Consider the following 16,894-nt stretch of genomic DNA (forward strand, 5'->3'; position numbering starts at 1 on the left):
GATCCTCAGGTCAGATCGCGCAGAGCGGCGTCGAGAGTTGGATAACGGAATGTGTAGCCGGCCTCGGTCAAACGCTGCGGCACCACGCGCTGACCGTCGAAAAACAACTGCGCCATCTCCCCCGCCATTGCACGCACTGGCGCGGCGGGAATGTGCAACCACACCGGACGCTTGAGGACCTTGCCGGCCTGCTCGGCAAACGCTGCCTGACTGACCGTCTCGGGCGCGACCATGTTGTAGGTGCCACGCAGATTTTCGTCGTTGAAAGCCCGCGCGATCACCTGAAGCACATCGTCGCGATGCACCCAGCTCATGATCTGCCGACCGTCACCCATGCGCCCGCCGAAACCCAGGCGGAATGGCAGCAGCAACGGCGTCAACGCACCGCCGGGGCCGAACACCACGCCGAGACGCAGCACTACCTGACGCACGCCAAACTCGGTGGCCGGTTGCGCGGCGGCTTCCCAACGCGCGCAGAGTTCGGCCATGAAGCCGTCGCCCTTGCTGGCGTGTTCGTCGAGGCTTTCGCTGGCATCGCGCACGCCGTAGAAACCGATGGCCGAGGCTTGAATCCATAGCGAGGGTTTCTGCTTGGTGTTCTTCAGCCAGGTCATCAACGCTTCGGTGGTGCCGACTCGGCTGGCGAGCAGTTGTGCCTGACGCTTGGGAGTCCAGCGTGGGCCGGCGACAGGCGCGCCGGCGAGATTGATCACTACGTCGAAGGTGTCGTCGTGGCTGAGTTCGCTGAGCGAATGCACACAGCGGACGCGGCCATTGAATAGATTGGCCGCGTTCAACGGATCGCGCGTCAGTATGCTGACCGAGTGGCCGGCGTCGAGTAATTGATTGACCAAGGCTTCACCGATGAACCCGGTGCCGCCGGTGATTAGCACTCGCTTGTAGGCGCCATCGGCAAACGGGTTGGATTGGCTCGGTGCCTTTACTGAAGAAGCCTTTCGGCGGTCATGCCGATACAGCCAAAATAGCGGCGGCAACAACACCAGCAACGCAAATCCATCAAGCCACACGTGCGACCAGACCTGCTGTTGCGCCGAGAGCCACATGTCCTGCGGCGCCCATAACAGGATGCCGGCGATCAACCATCCCCAGACTGCCGGCACCTTGAGGCGATTGCCCAGATGCACCAATGCGAGCATATACAGCGAATAACTTTGCAGCGTCGCGCCGAACAGCGCGAGCCACCAGACTTGTTGTTCGTGGCCGGCAGCAGGTACGGCATCGGCGCCCCAGAACGACAGTTCGAGGACTTGCAGGTAGCCATCGAGCACGCCGGAGTCACCGGCCCAGGTCAGGGTAAAACCGGCGAGGATGTGCGTGATCGCAGCGGCATATAGCCAAAGCACCAACGCTGGGCGAAGCGAGGAAGAAGAGGCTGGCATTCCGTGTCCTGAGCGCGTTCCTTGGGGGTGGGGAGTTTAAAGGAAAATCGGGGGAGTCAGATGCTCAAGCGTTAAACGTTTTAGCGTGAGGGATTCAGACAAAACTTTTGCAAAAACCGCTTCAAACAGCCCCTCGAAATTCAAATGCAGTGGCTGGCTTTGATCGGCGCCGTGGCTGACGATCCCAATCGCCCCACGTTGAAGAGGCCCAGCTGATCACCTTTGTCAGCCGCCATTTGATAACAGGCTAACGCTCGAGATATATCCTTCGTTCCCAACTCCCCACCCTCAAAGGTAGAGGCCAGGTAATTCATCGCGTCCGTAGAGCCCATGATAATCGCTCGAATAACCTGCTCTTCTGCCTGCTTGGGATGAAGGCAAGGGCCGTTATAGTCAGTGGAGTTTCCCGAACAAAGAAACGTCGCATAGCCCATCGCACCCTTTGGTATTTTCGAAGCCGCTTTGAACAAAGCCTCAACCTTAGGGGTTTCCAACTGAGATGCCATTTGCGAAAGACTCAGGCTCGCCGCCGACAGGCTGGCCTGTGCATCACCTGACTCTGCAGCACACACAAAATTTTCCAGCGACGCTTCAATCAGCTCCGCAGTCAGCCGGTATTGCTCAAGAGACCCCAGCCCACCCAACGCTTCTGCACGCTGATAACAAAAGTTTTCGGCGCGGCTCATTCCCGGGTTATCCGTTGCGACAAGATCCTTTTCGCTGATCGACCAATCCTCAATCCCCTCAAGCACCCAGCACGCCTGACGAGAGAAGTTGAAAATCTTGATATTGCTGTTGCCCGCCCGTTTGTCCACAACGTTGACGTGACTGTCATCGACCTCTTCGATCTCGACTCCAGGTGTCTTGCCGGGTGTGATTGCAGCCATCAGCGGATAGGTGAAGGTTGTTCCACTGACACCCGAGGTCGAAGGCTCGAAGGTACTTCGATCCTTCCCCGCTACCGGTTTCAACACCAGCGACTTGACCGTCATCGCAGTGAGCCGACGTTGTGATTCGCTGTTGGCGGAAAACGCTGTCAGGAAAGGAGCGAACTCCTCCGAGGGGCAAGCGTCATTGGTCGGTGCCGTCGAAGCGCTCTTGTCGAATGCAAGAGCAGGGGCGATCTTCTCCAGATACGCCGAGCGCTCGCGACTCATTCTGGCGATACACGAGTTAACGGCAAACACATGCGCTGACATCCCAGTCTCGATTTCGAATGCCTCCAACGGACAATTCGCATCGCGCAATTTCAGCCACGCACGTTGCGACTCTTTAACCTTCGCCGCGTACTCCGCACCCAACGCCGGATTTGCCCGATAGTCAGACTCAAGCCGCGACATCAGTTGCTTGTAGCTGACATTCAACTGCGTATCGGCAGCCTTCTTCGCCGCCTCCGAGCACGGCACCATTTCCAGACTTGAGGTGACTTGGCTGCAGTCGTCCTGCGCATAGGCAGCTGAAGCCGGCAGCATTACGGCCAGCAGGGTTAAAACAAAACGGTTCACTGTGTTCATCTTTGAGTCATTCAGGTTTTGCGTTTGGTGAATCGGGTGATGCATTGCTTGGGTATGTTCATTTCCCAGTAAGTGCTGAGCAACGCTTTGCGTTTTTTGTCGACGCGCAGGTTAACGAAGCCATCGCCGCAGTCCGGCTACCACTCTTCGAACACACCGGTTTTGGTCCTTTTCAATGTCTGCTTTTGTCCGGTGCCAAAGCCAATTGGCGAGTACGCTCTATCGTCGCGCGAATTAGGCAGGCATCGGACCACTCACCGAAAACTGATTTATGCAATTTCGGGTCGGCCTGGCACTCCGCATCTCGAAATTTCATCCAGGCTCTTTGAGTTTCTCTCAGTGCTTTCTGACCGCTTTCGTCCAGCCGACTCATACGATCCCGAAATACAGAATTCAACAATGCATCCGCGTCAGGAACCATCAGATCAAGAACGCCATTTCCCGAGGGAAACCACTCAACGTCCGCCAATGCCTGTTCGCTCTCATTGTTCCAATTGTAGAGGCCGTTTTCTTCGATCTTCAGTGTGGCGGATCGCTGATGGTGATTCGTCGGATCGCTTTCGCTGACCTCTGAGCGATAAACAATTTCCAAATAGATAGGGTCGGTTGTGCGCTGAGGATCATTCAATAGCGTTTGCCGAACAATGGCCCGTTGCTTATTGCTCTCAGTGATCTCTATCGAAAAGCACGGATCCGGCCCAGGACGTTCTGCGAACGCCTTCCTCTCCAGGCATTGAGTACGAACCGCCATGGAAGGGGTATCCGAACCGCCACCCACATCAACGACTCTGACAAGCAACCGGACTTCCGGATCCTTGGAAAAGTCGGCCTGAAGGATGGTGGCAATCATCGTGCCCTCAGCCATGACCACAGGCGACAGTATTGAAAGTAAAAAAATGAGGCTGAATCTGAAAATCTGCATTCCTTGGCGTCCGTAAAAACTCAGTGATCCGTTCAATTCTGAACGGGCCTGCGACAGAAGATAGAGTCAGAACCGAAAAACGGGCCAGATCTATTTAAGTTCTCAACCAAATTCAAAGCGATCGAACGCAACCAATAAATCCGTCCACTTTGATTCGTCCCCTTTGATTATTAAAAAATTCAGATGAAAACAAATCCTTCCTCTACCTTAGAGCCTCACTCAACAAACTCAATAGTTTCAACCATCTTAATAACCTCCTTCAACGCAGAACCATTTAGATCATTCAAGTAGGCCACACTTCCACCTCCACAAAGTGCAGCAGATCCATGGGGGATGCAGAATCCAAACCCACGCGTTCGATCCTCTTCTTCACCATTTGTAACATCCTGAGATATCGCGGGACCTTCCCAGTTCTTCCCTTTTAATACATAAAAAGTATTATGCATGGACGTGTCAGCCTCAACATCTGGATCCAAACTCATTACCCATCCTTTGTCAGTCATTTTCCCACCCGAAAAGTTAGCAAAAGTTTGGGCATCGGCGGGATCCACACATCGTAATTTCAAATCGACTTCTATCGGCCGCCTAGAATTAGGCTTAATAATCTTCGAATAAAATAAGAGCGCAGGCACTTCTTCCTTATCCACCACATAATCACCTCCGTACAAATTATTCATTTTAAATTTGCACGCATTGATATCTGCAAATATGACCGACGACTTCACATTCGCTTCATTAGCGAACGAAACCGACGAAATTGAAAGAACCAAAATAATCAACCAAACCTTCATCACTGTCTCCTCGCCTTAAACAGATCTGGGAGCTTAAGAAAAAAGGGGACAGAAAAAAGGGAAAAATGGGACAGACCACGTTTTGTGGGTAATTACTCAAACCGTGGTCTGTTCCCATTCCCCTGCAACAGTTAAATAAGCTTCACTTAATAGCTAAGGAGCTGACATACCGCAAAGCAGCTTCCATAGTGAGCAATCCTTGACCCTGTAAACTGAATACCAAAGCAGGTGTCACACAACCAGTGTTCCGGACCCACTCCGCGGGACTTTCTTTCTCCAACTCATCAGAGATTTTCATCAGAGAATCCCCTCCTAGCTCTTGAACACACGTGCCAAACGCAGAAGAAAATAACTTCTTTGCATCGCCATCGTTCTCGAGAAACTTTTGATAGGTTAGATCACTCAGAGGCGTGGCAGGGCGTTGGTAAAAAACGTCACGCGTTATCGTTTTTTCAGCTGAAGCGACAACTTCTTCACGAGAAAACAAAAAGCTTCCATCCTTATAAGTGCCCACAACATTTCTGCTGTAGCAAACACTGGTTGATGGCTCACAGAAGTGATACTGAATTACCAAATTTCCGTCTATTACAGATAGACCATGCGATACATCCAGCCCCCCGCTATTGTTCATTTTTTTCGTTGGTACAAGACTGTTATTTTCAAGAACATCTTTTCCGCCAGAAGTGACCACGAGATCATAAAAATCAGGCCCGCCCTCGGACAACTTTATAACGTCTGCTTGCCCATCCCCCGTCACATCAGCATTAATGACAAGATAATCCCCTGCACTGACCCTAGCAGCGAAGCAAAAAATAAATAAGCCCAAAAACAAACTATCTAAAAATTTTTTCATTTTCCCATATCCTTGTAAATTGAGCTCGACGCTCAGCATAACTACTCGTGTACAGATTTATGACTTTCGTAATATCATTAACAAAGGATCCAGAGTCTCCCTTATCCGCAATATTATACAGCTCATTTTTTAACCAAAAATAGACTGCTGACCTAGCAGCATACTTTGGCTGCTCCAATAAAGCTGGATTATTTATAAAATTCAAATTTTCACCAGGCCAAAGCCCTGGGTACTTATTAGTAAAATCATTGTAGTTGTATCGCCCAGTTAACTGTTTCAGACCACGACCTCGATATTTCCAACCATCTCCACTTGCAATATTCCCATTACCTAGATCAGAGTTTCCAGTAATTCCATTATATGCTCTGTTGGCGATTTCAACTTGATTCGCACTTTGCACATTAGGTTTAAACCCATACAGATCAGCTTCGTCTGGCCTGTTTCTGAAATAAACAAATTTATCAATCAACACTTGAGGCCGGTATTTAAGCGACTCCACAAGAGCATAGCTATCGCCAACCTCGACGCGCACTTGTGCAAAAAAATGACTTAACCGTAGAGGGGTATCGAGTTTATACTCTGAAAGCCTTGGATTTAATTCATCCGCTAAAAGCTGCAATTGGGAGGAATCATCAGCACTTTTGAAAACCGCCTTAAGCATCGCCAAAGTAATAATCATAGAGCTTTGCGCTTTGGCGTTCGCAATGAATTCAACAGGGTGAAAATGCCAAATCATGCCGGTACTTATGGAAGCTTTTGCTCTCAACTCATCCCAAAAAACATAGTTATTTATTCTTTCTTTTTCATGCTTTAGAGTTTTGGGCGAATGTACCAGCTCTGTATCCAGTTTGCTCCACTTAGGTGCATCTGCCTTGTCTTTCCATTCGGTCGGATGATGGGCTACCAATTTTGACCACTGCATTCTCGTATCAGGATTTTTCAAAGCGTCAGTCAATTCATCCGGTTCGACTTCACCATTGCCGCTTTTATCGACCTTATTAAAAAGATCCTGAAAGAACTGAGGCATATCCTTATGATCAAGAAACCCATCCGCTGCTGCATTGGTTTCCTCTACAATCTTGAAACCAAGCTTTTCCCAGTCGTGTTGCGTGATAATCTGCGCGCCTGCTTTTTTTACCAGCCCGCTGACTGCCCCCTCTTTTTCGGCAACGGTGATTTCATAATACTCATCATTACCTTCTTTAATAATAGGTGCAATGTTCAAATCAACCGAGTGCTCTAGCTTCAACACTGAACTGCCAGTTACAGGAGATTTTTTCTTTAATTCACTTTCAGCGGGCAAATACAAGTACTGCTTGCCGACCTTCAACCCAGCCGTATTCTTCAGAAAATCTTGAACATCAGCCTCAGCGGTAAAAATTTCAACATGAACTTGGTGCTTACTCGCGACGCCTCCATCTTCGCCAGTCAGGTTTTCAGTCAATCCTAGATATCCTATCGGGTCACCAGCCTTGATCCCGCTATTGGCTGGCTCTACCGAATCAAAACTAGCAGGGATTACCTCCCAGGCAACGAACTCATTTTCTACAATTGCCCAGAAGCTGGGAGGGAGGTTGCCCGCCCCAGCCAAGCTACCACTGCTGGTACATTTCGCCATACTGCGAGTCGAACCAGAGACATTGAGGTTCAAAACGTCCTTGCTTTCGAATTCTACAATACTGCCCTGTGTAAGCTGCATCGTCCCCATTTTCGCGCCAGCAGGCTGACCATTCTGCGGTGAAGCGGGGTCCTGATAGAGATCCAGCTTTTTGACTGCAGTACCCTTCACCTTACCTTGCCAATATTTGGGCTTGGATCGCTCCGGGATCGGGTCTTCCAGCCATATACGAGCAGGTTTGGAGTTTTTGTAGGGCTCTCCATCTTTCAGATAGACGAACCAGACTTCTTGCCCGACTTCCCTCACCTTATGCGAATTTTTCTTCACACTACCCGACAAGATCTTTCCTTTGGCGTAGGTGAGGTTAACTACATCCTTCTGCTCTAAGATCTCGAGCTTCGTACCGGCGACTAATTTCCCTACATTCTCAACACTACTGGTTGCGGGAAAATCATCGTAAGCCTTGAAGTCACTAACCTTCATGGTTACTTTTGTTTTGGGTCTTTCGTTATCGGACAAGGGGTAACGTTTGAAGGGAAGCAAATGCATGTAAAGACTGAAAAAGGTCAGCTTGTTTTGTTTGCCCTTATTAGGCCCTTCCTCCGGATTCGGCGCAGATTTGTACTCATGCCGTACCAGACAGAACGAGTTGGAATACTTCAGTTTTTTCTCGTTATCACCGAACGTCGACTCCAGATAGTCTTCGTTAAGTCGATAGGCCACCACCTCGCCGTCGGCCATGCAGCGGATCGGTTCGTTCAAGATGCACTGGGGAGCGCTGGCATTGCTGATATGAATGCCACCATGCCAGAACTTATTACTGCCGAGGAGATAGTGACCCGAAGTTTCTTTTTCTAACGCCTTATATATTTCATCGGCACTCTCAAACTGCTTCCCATCCGCCTTTCTGAATGGGTATTGGAAACTCATGAGCGGCGACCCCGCTGGAGCAGGGGTCGGTGCAGGCGCGGGAGCAGGCGCCGGTTGCGCACCGCTTTTGTACTCTGCTTTCGGCCGCAAGTACTTGTCAGGCATCGGCCAGTAACCGCTACCGGCACCGTACTTTGCGGACTTCGGCCCAGTCGAGCTCTGTGAGCCGAAGAAGTTACCCTTGGTCCGGTGGACGTCCATATCCTCGATCACACCGGTATGGTGCATTCCTGTCCAAAGCGCAATATCACCCGGCTGAACACTGTTGAGGGGTATGACTTCGAAGTGCGTGGTGTCTGTCGCGAGTTGGCGTGTGGTGCGGTACGGAATGTTGTACCCCGCATCACCGAGCATGAGATTGAGTAAGTGAGAACAATCGATTTCCTTCCGGCCGTCACTGTCTTCGTCCGCAGTTCCACCCTTACCGTAACCGTATTCGTATCCGCTGCTGGGGTAGTTGACCCGCTGCTCGAGTAGTCCTGTGCTCATCGATAGCATCCTGCTTTAAAGGCAATGAATTGAATTATTTGCGGTAATGCCTTGGGTGCTTAGTCGTTCAACGCCTCTTGCACCTGCCTCATTGCCTTTCTTGTCGGCCTCTTGATAACAGGCCATCGCCCGGGGCAAATCACCAGAGACGATGGCGCCGGCCTCATAGGCGCCTCCTAGTTGAATCAGTGCATCCGGGGAGCCGAGCCGGGCAGAGTTCACAAGAGCGCCCAATGATTTTTCTGGACTGACACAGGCTCGTGTCTCTTCGTAATTGCCTTCGTCGCAATAGAAATCGGCAAGGGCGACCCCTGCTTCAGGCACGTTTATGGCAGCTGATTCCAGGAGCTGAAGGATCTTTCCATTTTCCAACCGTGGTGCTTGACCTGAAAGGCTGATCCCCGCCGCTGCGAAGGCCGCCTCTGCTGAGCCTTGATCTGCCCCATTCAAGTAACTATTCAGAGCGGAAATGTACAACTGGCTGGCAGAAGATGAGTCGGTATCAATACCCAGCTGGTTATACAATGCCCCTCTTTTTAATGCGCGCTGACCCGACGAGTTTTTTAACTTCGGGTATTGAGCATCAAGTACTGCCTCAAGCGACCAGTCTTCAATACGGGTCAATACCCAGCAGTCGTTATGTTTGAAAACAAAGATCTTCAGCACTTCACCGTTGTGATCGCGAACAATCACTTGGTTTGGCAACTGGACTTGCATGCTCAACTCAGACTTCGCGATGCTGTCCGGAGCAAGCATCACTAGCGACTGGAGGTCTAACACCTTCGACTTCCGCTCCAACACTCGCGGCTTCGAGTCGGTGACGGCTACCGTCTGCTCGATCACGGGCGAGGCAATAAACGCTTGCTGCACCTCCGGCTTGGCCGAGAATTCTTTTACGAAATCTGCGAAGTTATCACTCGGGCATTGCACTGTGCTCGATTGCGCAGCAAAGGCTCCTGAACACGCCCCGAACGCCAGCAGCGCCAGACATTTCAGCTTGAATTGACGCACTCGGTTGTTCTTTCTCATCACGAACTCATCACTCAGAAAACACAAAAAAAGCCTTCGGCTTAACCTTCTCAGGCGGCGAATTCGCCAACGCCTGATCCATCAAACTCCCCGCCTTATCCTTATCCGCCGCCCCCGGCAGCACCGGCGGTTTAATCCCGATCCCCGTGCCGGAGCCAGCCGAGCCACCGGCATTGATCTTGATCACCGGCCCAACCACCGTAACCCCACCGCCATCCAGCTTGATAAAGCTCCCTCCCCCAAGAATGGTCAGCTCCGTCCCCGCCTCGATAACAATCTTGTCCCCAGCCTTGAGGTGAATCTCTTTCCCCACACTGGTGAGCTGCGCAGTCCCCAACTTCACATGCTGGTTCTGCCCAACCGTCAGATGATCATCCAGCTTCGCTTCAATCTTGCGGTCGCTGATAGTGGTGCGGTGTTCTTCAGCCTTCAGCTCGGTGTAGGTGTTCTTCACCACCGTGTCGTGGCGTTCATTCCCGACCCGAATCTTCTGATCATGCTCTACGTTTTCATCCCAATCGCGCTGCGCATGAATGTAGATCTGCTCCGCGCCTTTTTTGTCTTCAATGCGCAGTTCGTTATACCCACCGCCACCTGGGGAGCTAAGCGTTTTGAACACGCTGCGAGTCTTGTTCGCCGGCAGTGCGTACGGCACCGGGTTTTCCTTGTGGTACAGGCAGCCGGTGACAAGCGGTTGGTCGGGGTCGCCTTCGAGGAAGGTGACGAGGACTTCCATGCCGATGCGCGGGATGCTGATAGCGCCGTAGCGGTCGCCGGCCCAGGAGCTGGAGACGCGTAGCCAGCAGCTGGTTTTGTCGTCGGCCAGGCCTTCGCGGTCCCAGTGGAATTGCACTTTGATGCGGCCGTATTGGTCGCAGTGGATTTCTTCGCCTTTGGGGCCGGTGACCATGGCGGTCTGGCTGCCGAGCACGCGTGGTTTGGGGTGTTCGAGGGCCGGGCGGTAGAACACGTCCCACGGGGTGGCGAGGAAGGTGTTGCGGTAGCCCTGGTGGAAGTCGTCCTTGTTGTCGGTGGTGTCGCTGGTCACGCCTTCTTCGAGGACTTGCGGCTGCTTGCCTTCGTGGAAGATTTCGGTGAGCAGCCACAGGTCGTTCCACTCGCTGCGCGGGTGGTCGGACATTTCCATGAAGTGACCGCTGACCAGTTTTGTCTGATCGCCACGACCTTCGGCCTGGCGGTAGTCGGCGCGGTGGCGTTCGAGGGCGCGCTGGCTGAGGAACTTGCCGCGCGCGCGGTCGATGAAGCGGCCCGGATAGTCGTAATCTTCGAGATCCGGCTCAGTGCTGTCGCCGTCCGGTTTGTATGCGGCTTCCATTCGCAGGCGCGGTTTTTCGAAATCGTAGTCGCGGCGCGTGGTGCGCGTGGTGCGGGTTTCCAGACGCAGTTTGAAGGCTTTGATCACCGGCTCGTCGGCGACCATGCCGCTACCCTGCACGTACGCAGTCGGCTGACCGAGATTCTGGAACACGGTCTGGTCGTCGCCGAAGACCAGCAGGTGGGCTTTTTCGCTGTGCTGGAAGTGGTAGTGAATGCCCTCTTCTTCGCACAGACGCTGGACGAAATGCAGGTCGGTTTCGTCGTACTGCACGCAGTAGTCGCGATCCGGGCACGGCTGGCTAAGCTGGAAGCTGTAGGCGTTGCTCTTGATGCCGTGCTCTTCGAGGATCAGCGCAATGATTTTCGGCGCGGACATCTGCTGGTAGATACGCTGGTTGGTGCGGTGATGCAGGTATTGCAGTTGCGGCACGATCGAGACTTTGTAGCGGGTCAGGCGCTTGCCGGCATCGCCCTGGGCGACGCGGTAGATCTGCCCGTGAATGCCCGAGCCCTGTGGATCGAATGCCAGAAACGCCTGCTTGTGCAGCAGTTGTTCAAGGTCCAGATCGGGGTTTTCGCTGACCAGTTCGAGGTCGAAGCGATACGCCTGGCTGATGCCTTCGGTGCCGGTGAAGGACAGCACTTGCAGGTCGCCGACGTAGTCTTCGACCTTGAGGCTGAAGTGGGTTTCGTTAGCTGAGTTGAACATCGTGTGCTCCCTGTTCGAATGTCATCCGTTACGCCCGAAGTCGCAGACGTTGCAGCCAGGACGAAGTGGCGCCCAAGGCGTCACGCAATTGTTGGGCAGTGATGGTGCGTTCTGCCGGGTTGAAGCTCAGCGCGGTTCGCAGCGCTTGCCAGCCGTGCTGGGGTAAATTCGCTGGGGCGCGCAGCTCGCGCTCCAGATGCTCGTCGCGGGCCTGGGTCGAGGGCAAGCGGCGGAACGGGTGTTTGCCGCCCGCCAGTTCATAGATCACGCAGGCCACGCCGTATACGTCCGCGCTGGCCGACAACGGTTGGCCCTCAAGCAGTTCGGGGGCGGCGTAGCCCGGGGTCCAGGCGTTGAAGCGCTCGCGGCTCAGGTGTGGCAGGCCGGGCAAGATGCCCTCCTCTGCCTGCCCCAGACCGAAGTCGAACAGGCGCAGGCCGTCTTCGCTGAGCATGACGTTGCTCGGTTTCAGGTCACCGTGCAGCACGCCGCGACCGTGGGCGTAGGCCAACGTGTCGAGCAGCGGCAGGACGATGTCGCGCAGTTCTTTCCACGGTAGGCCGAGGGGCCGTTCGCAGAGCAATTTGTCCAGGGTCAGGCCACGCATGTATTCCATGGTGATAAAGGCCCGCTGGCAGTCGGTGTCGACTTCAAAGGTGTGTGCACGCACGACGTTGTCGTGGCGCAGGCGTCGGGTCAGGGCGAACTCGCTGTAGAGCAAGGCACTGGCGTCCGGCGATTCGGCAAATTCTTCGCTGAGGATTTTCAGCGCAACGTAAGGGTCGGGATCGCCGAACTGCTCATGCAGCAGATCCCGCGCCCGGTAAACGGCGCCCATGCCACCGGCCCCGAGCAGACGCTCGAGGTGGTAGCGACCGGCGAGTACATCTGGCAGCGCACCGATGCTGGCCTTGGTCGGCGCCAGCAACGGTTCGGCCTGGTTGCCCTTCGCGAAGGCGAAGTAGGTCAGATTGTTGGCCTGCTCTTCGCTGATCAGCAGGTCATCGATGGGCGATTCGAGTTCACTCATTGGCGGATCACCACGGCAGTCAGGTTGTCCCGCGCAGCGCCACGCAGGGCGCCGTCGAACAAACGTTCCAGCGCCACGTGCGGCGCGCTGAGGCTGAGGGCGTTGCCGAGGGCATCGCTGCTCAGGCCCTGATACAAACCATCGCTGCAGAGCAAAAACACATCGCCCGGATAGACCTCGAGTTCCAGCACATCCAGGGTCAGTGTGTCGGCGGCGCCGACGGCTCGGGTGAGTGCCTGAGCCGCCGGGTGCGCTGCCGCCTGTTCGACGCTCATTTGCTGCTCGTCGATCAGTTGCTGTTGCAGCGAATGGTCCTTGGACAGCTGATACAGCCGCTGCCCGCGCCACATGTAGCAACGGCTGTCGCCGGCCCAGATGCAGGCCGCGCGATTGCCTTCCACCAGCAGCGCGACGACGGTGCTGCCCATGATGCTGTCGTGGCGTCCGGCAGTGACGGTCAACTCCTGCCCCAAGCGCCGGTTCAACCAGTGCAGGCACTGGCGGATGGCTTTGAGGCGTTCGTCGAAGTCCTCGTGTTGCGGCAACTCAGCCAGGCTGGCGACGATCAACTGGCTGGCGATGTCGCCACCCTGATGACCGCCCATGCCGTCCGCGACCACCCACAGCCCATGCTGCGGGGAATCGAGGAAGGCATCTTCGTTGCGCGCCCGCACCTTGCCCGGGTCGGTACGCGCCGCGCTGCGCCAGGGACTGGCCACCAGCATCAGAGCTGCACCGGCATACGGAAGGTGCGCAGTACGCCCATGTCGAACGGGTTCGGCGTGCGCTGGCTGGTCAGCAGGTAGTTGGCGCGCAGGCCGCCCACGTCGGCTTTCAGTACCAGCACGTCACGACCGTTCAGGTACTCGGTCTGCATCAGGTCGAACAGACGGAACAGCGACCATGGGCCGGAGTTCTTCTCGATACCGATCGGACGCCCGGCCATCTTGTCCATGACCAGGCTGGTGCGACCGTCTTCAGCATCGGTCGGCCACTTGAAGGTCATTGGCAGGATCGGGCCGTGACGGTATTCCATGGTCTTGTCGCCGAACTTGAATTCGGAACGGCTGACCGCCGGATCGAGGGTGTACGGCTCGAGCTTGAACTGCACGGTCGGCTCGGCCGGGTTGATCGAGAAGAAGCTCTGGCGAATGGTCTGCGCCGCCGCCATCTGATCGAGGTAGACCTTCGATACCGGCAGGCTGTGACCGTCGACGCTGCGCATGCGGTAGTTGCCCGGATCGCCGCTGACGAACGGACGCATGTAGCTGTCGAAGAAGCGGTCGACGGTACCTTGAGCACGGAAGAACTCGCGGAAGTCGCTGATCGCCACGTCGCTGGTGCTGCTGGCGCTGAACGGATAGCGCTTGCTGATGGTTTTGCCATACACGCTGTACAGCTCGTTCTGATAACGGCCGTTCAGGTATTGGTAGGCATCGTTGAGCACCAGGCGCCATGAGTCTTCGGCCAGCACGTTGAACCACACGCTCAGGGGACGTGGCAGACGACCGGAGGCATTGCGCAGGTTGGTCAGCGCATCACGCTGGCCGCTCATGCGCGTCTTGGCCATCTCGAACGCGGCTTGCTCCGGCGTGCTGGAACGGGCCAGACCGGCCAGTTGCAGTTGCAGGTCGTTGAGCGCGCTGAACGCTGGCGTCAGATCAGCGCCCGGGCCGTTGTTGTCGTCGAGCAGACGATGCAGCGGTTCGAAGCGGCGTTGCAGGGATTTCTTCGCGGTGTCCGGCAGGTTCTTCGCCACGTTCAGCGCCGAAGCCTTGTCGGCGGCAGCGGCGGCGAGTTTGCCGACCTTGCCCAGTTTGCCTTTCTGCCCGGCCAGCGCATCGGCGGCTTCGCCGGCTTCATCGACCGGATCAGCCGCGGCTTCGAAGCGGGTGTTTTCACGCACTTCGGTGAGCAGCGCGAGGACCGGCGAATTGGCCGAAGTCAGGCCCGCCAGTTGCTCGGCGCCTTCGCCAGCGTCGCTGATCGGTGGCAGTGCGACCTGGCCAACGGCTTCGCTCCAGTAGTTGGCGTAGTCGCGGAAGTACAGCTGCTCGAGCTCGACCATCAGGCGACGCAAGTCCATGTCGCTGATGCCCGCGCCTTCGCCCAAGACCCAGTTGTCACGCAGGATATCGGTGACCAGCGCGGCGCCCTGCACCGAGAAATACTGCTGATAACCCTGCTGGGTGTAGAAACCCGGGATCACGTATTCAGTGCCGATGAACAGCGAGCCCTGCGGGCCGAGGTGTTGGCTGAAGCGGTAGTCCGGCAGGTTGCGCGCCTGCTCGCGGAGCATGCGGTAAACCACGTTGGCCAACGATTCGCTGCGCAGGACCTGACGCGCCTGCGTCACCAGTTGATCGTTCAGCGGGTAGATGAACGGCTGCTTGAGCAAGCGCTCAAGGTGCGTGTTCAGACCATTCTGCACCGCAGTGTTACCGGTGTAGCGCTGCGACCAGTCAGTGGCGACCCAGTCCTTGAGCCACGCCGCGTCGCGACGATCCTTCATGTTCAGCATCAGGTACGCGCGCAGGCTGTTGAGCAGCCGATCGCGGTCCTTCATGTTGGCGCGGATCTGCCCTTCGAGCATGGTCGCCACCCGTGGCAGCAACTGCGCTTCAAGCTCACGCTCGTAGGCGGTTTTCACCACCGGGTTGATCTCTTCGCCTTGATACAGGCCGCCACGCTCGTGGTAAGAGACGTCGCCCTTACTCGGGAACACCTGGGTCGCGGCGTAGCTGGTGTCGAGAACTTTCAGCACACCCATGGCGTCATCGCGCGGCGTTACGGCCGAACGTTGCTGGGTCCAGTTCTGTGCCAGCGTGCGCAGGTTTTCCAGACGCTCGTAGTTGGCCGAAAAACCACCGGCCCAGAGCATGCCGAACAGTGCCAGTGCTGCCAGTGCGCCGACGTACAGCGCACGCTGGCCCCAATGAATGCGGCTGCGCTCGCGCTTGTCCAGACCGGCCAGATCGGCCTCGGGGAAAATCACTTGGCTGAGCAAGTGGTGGATGAATCGCGAACGACCGCTGCGCAGAGTCGGCAGCACGCCGGCGTTCATGCCCAGGCTGGCGCCGATGCCGGCGGTGGTCGTATCCATTTCCTGGGTCAGGTGCGGCGCGCTGGTCAGGTAGAAACCGCGCAGTTGCGTGGCGCGCTGATAGCGGTTGCCGGTGAACGCCATGTCGACGAACAGGCACAGGCGCTCGCCGATCTGCCCGAGCTGATGCGGGAAGTCGAGGATGCGGCCACGGCGCTGAGTGTCGCGCTCGGAGTGCATGCGCATGATCACTTGGCTGTTCAGGCGGCGCAGCAGCTCTTCGAACTCGTTGCGCAGGACCGTGACGTCGGTGCCGACCTGATCCTTGCGGAAACTGGTGCCGAGCACCTGATCGCTTTCTTCGCGGGTCAGTTGGTCGAAGAACTCGTCGAAGCCGAGCAGCTTGTCAGCCTTGCTCAGGACCAGATACACCGGCACGTCGACGTGCAGCTTCTGATGCACGTCCTGCAAACGGCTGCGCACCTGCCGCGCGAGTGTCTCGATGTCCTGCTCGCTACCGCCGGTGAGGGTTTCCACCGGAATGGTCACCAGCACGCCGTTCAACGGACGACCGCGACGACGCTTGCGCAGCAGCTCCAGCAGGGTTGTCCAGGCGTTGCCGTCGACTTCGGCGTCCGGTTGAGTGGTGTAACGCCCGGCGGTGTCGATCAGTACACCGTGATCGGCGAAATACCAGTCGCAATGACGGGTGCCGAGGGTGTCGCGGGTCAGCTTGCGGTCGATCTTGTTGATCGGAAATTCCAGACCGGAAAAGTCCAGCAGGCTGGTCTTGCCGGAGGCCTGCGGACCGATCAGCAGGTACCACGGCAAGTCACTGCGCCAGCGCTCGCTGCGACCGCGATACAGGCTCGACGTCTTCAGGGTTTTCAGCGCGTCCTTGAACCGCGCCTTCAACTCTTTCTGTTCTTCGTCGATCAGCTCTTCGCGGCGAATGCGGTCCTGACCGTCCTCGCTTTCTTCCTCGGCTTTCTTGCGGATACCCGCGCGCCAGCTGACGAAGACCATGGTCAGGCCCCAGATCAGGAACAGCACGCTGATGGTCAGCAGGCGCGAGGTCGCGCTTTCCCAGAACTTGTAATCATCGACCGCCAACAACGGGCCGACGAACCACACCAGCAGCGCCACGAACAGCACCAGCAGCAGAGTCCAGACCCAGGTCTGGCGCAGGAAGGCGCCGACTTTCTTGAAAAACTTTTTCATCACACGT

The 16,894-nt window shown here is 55.8% G+C and carries 11 protein-coding genes; all 11 read right to left on the minus strand.

Annotated elements, in window-relative coordinates; translation table 11 throughout:
* Positions 1 to 5 precede the first annotated feature (5 nt).
* Complete coding sequence (locus tag AC0Z5Z_RS02250; protein WP_252882873.1) at positions 6 to 1,400, minus strand: TIGR01777 family oxidoreductase; 1,395 nt, start codon at positions 1,398 to 1,400, stop codon at positions 6 to 8.
* Positions 1,401 to 1,540: 140 nt separating this feature from the next.
* Positions 1,541 to 2,905 (minus strand): lysozyme inhibitor LprI family protein, encoded by a 1,365-nt coding sequence (locus AC0Z5Z_RS02255; protein WP_252883906.1) that lies wholly within the window; start codon positions 2,903 to 2,905, stop codon positions 1,541 to 1,543.
* A 181-nt stretch (positions 2,906 to 3,086) separates the two neighbouring features.
* Positions 3,087 to 3,836: a lysozyme inhibitor LprI family protein gene (locus AC0Z5Z_RS02260; protein ID WP_252882874.1), complete on the minus strand. Its 750-nt coding sequence runs from the start codon at positions 3,834 to 3,836 to the stop codon at positions 3,087 to 3,089.
* A gap of 215 nt (positions 3,837 to 4,051) precedes the next feature.
* Entirely contained in the window at positions 4,052 to 4,627 is a 576-nt protein-coding gene (locus AC0Z5Z_RS02265; protein ID WP_252882875.1) for a hypothetical protein, read from the minus strand.
* 142 nt (positions 4,628 to 4,769) lie between these two features.
* Positions 4,770 to 5,480, minus strand: a complete 711-nt coding sequence (locus AC0Z5Z_RS02270; RefSeq protein WP_217864852.1) for a hypothetical protein — start codon at positions 5,478 to 5,480, stop codon at positions 4,770 to 4,772.
* A complete protein-coding gene (locus AC0Z5Z_RS02275; protein WP_225926699.1) occupies positions 5,461 to 8,517 on the minus strand; it encodes a glycoside hydrolase family 19 protein in 3,057 nt (1,018 codons plus the stop codon). Before AC0Z5Z_RS02275 ends, AC0Z5Z_RS02270 begins: the two co-directional genes overlap by 20 nt.
* Before the next feature lie 15 nt (positions 8,518 to 8,532).
* Positions 8,533 to 9,546, minus strand: a complete 1,014-nt coding sequence (locus AC0Z5Z_RS02280; protein ID WP_485610643.1) for an SEL1-like repeat protein — start codon at positions 9,544 to 9,546, stop codon at positions 8,533 to 8,535.
* 10 nt (positions 9,547 to 9,556) lie between these two features.
* On the minus strand, positions 9,557 to 11,593 hold the full coding sequence (locus tag AC0Z5Z_RS02285) for a type VI secretion system Vgr family protein (RefSeq protein WP_485610644.1): 2,037 nt from the start codon (positions 11,591 to 11,593) through the stop codon (positions 9,557 to 9,559).
* 28 nt (positions 11,594 to 11,621) lie between these two features.
* The gene (locus tag AC0Z5Z_RS02290; RefSeq protein ID WP_150742890.1) at positions 11,622 to 12,623 is read right to left on the minus strand and encodes a serine/threonine-protein kinase; all 1,002 of its coding nucleotides are present in this window, start codon (positions 12,621 to 12,623) and stop codon (positions 11,622 to 11,624) included.
* On the minus strand, positions 12,620 to 13,348 hold the full coding sequence (locus AC0Z5Z_RS02295; RefSeq protein ID WP_041476618.1) for a PP2C family protein-serine/threonine phosphatase: 729 nt from the start codon (positions 13,346 to 13,348) through the stop codon (positions 12,620 to 12,622). Before AC0Z5Z_RS02295 ends, AC0Z5Z_RS02290 begins: the two co-directional genes overlap by 4 nt.
* On the minus strand, positions 13,348 to 16,887 hold the full coding sequence (tssM, locus tag AC0Z5Z_RS02300) for a type VI secretion system membrane subunit TssM (RefSeq protein ID WP_485610645.1): 3,540 nt from the start codon (positions 16,885 to 16,887) through the stop codon (positions 13,348 to 13,350). Before tssM ends, AC0Z5Z_RS02295 begins: the two co-directional genes overlap by 1 nt.
* Positions 16,888 to 16,894 lie beyond the last annotated feature (7 nt).

Source organism: Pseudomonas sp. 1L-E-NC-VB-C3 (genome assembly GCF_057291535.1).

Excerpts from the sequence above, each read along its gene's own strand:
- AC0Z5Z_RS02250 (WP_252882873.1), bottom strand. The coding sequence starts at position 1,400 with ATGCCAGCCTCTTCTTCCTCGCTTCGCCCAGCGTTGGTGCTTTGGCTA.
- AC0Z5Z_RS02260 (WP_252882874.1), bottom strand. The coding sequence starts at position 3,836 with ATGCAGATTTTCAGATTCAGCCTCATTTTTTTACTTTCAATACTGTCG.
- AC0Z5Z_RS02265 (WP_252882875.1), bottom strand. The coding sequence starts at position 4,627 with ATGAAGGTTTGGTTGATTATTTTGGTTCTTTCAATTTCGTCGGTTTCG.
- AC0Z5Z_RS02270 (WP_217864852.1), bottom strand. The coding sequence starts at position 5,480 with ATGAAAAAATTTTTAGATAGTTTGTTTTTGGGCTTATTTATTTTTTGC.
- AC0Z5Z_RS02275 (WP_225926699.1), bottom strand. The coding sequence starts at position 8,517 with ATGAGCACAGGACTACTCGAGCAGCGGGTCAACTACCCCAGCAGCGGA.
- AC0Z5Z_RS02280 (WP_485610643.1), bottom strand. The coding sequence starts at position 9,546 with ATGAGAAAGAACAACCGAGTGCGTCAATTCAAGCTGAAATGTCTGGCG.
- AC0Z5Z_RS02285 (WP_485610644.1), bottom strand. The coding sequence starts at position 11,593 with ATGTTCAACTCAGCTAACGAAACCCACTTCAGCCTCAAGGTCGAAGAC.
- AC0Z5Z_RS02290 (WP_150742890.1), bottom strand. The coding sequence starts at position 12,623 with ATGAGTGAACTCGAATCGCCCATCGATGACCTGCTGATCAGCGAAGAG.
- AC0Z5Z_RS02295 (WP_041476618.1), bottom strand. The coding sequence starts at position 13,348 with ATGCTGGTGGCCAGTCCCTGGCGCAGCGCGGCGCGTACCGACCCGGGC.
- tssM (WP_485610645.1), bottom strand. The coding sequence starts at position 16,887 with ATGAAAAAGTTTTTCAAGAAAGTCGGCGCCTTCCTGCGCCAGACCTGG.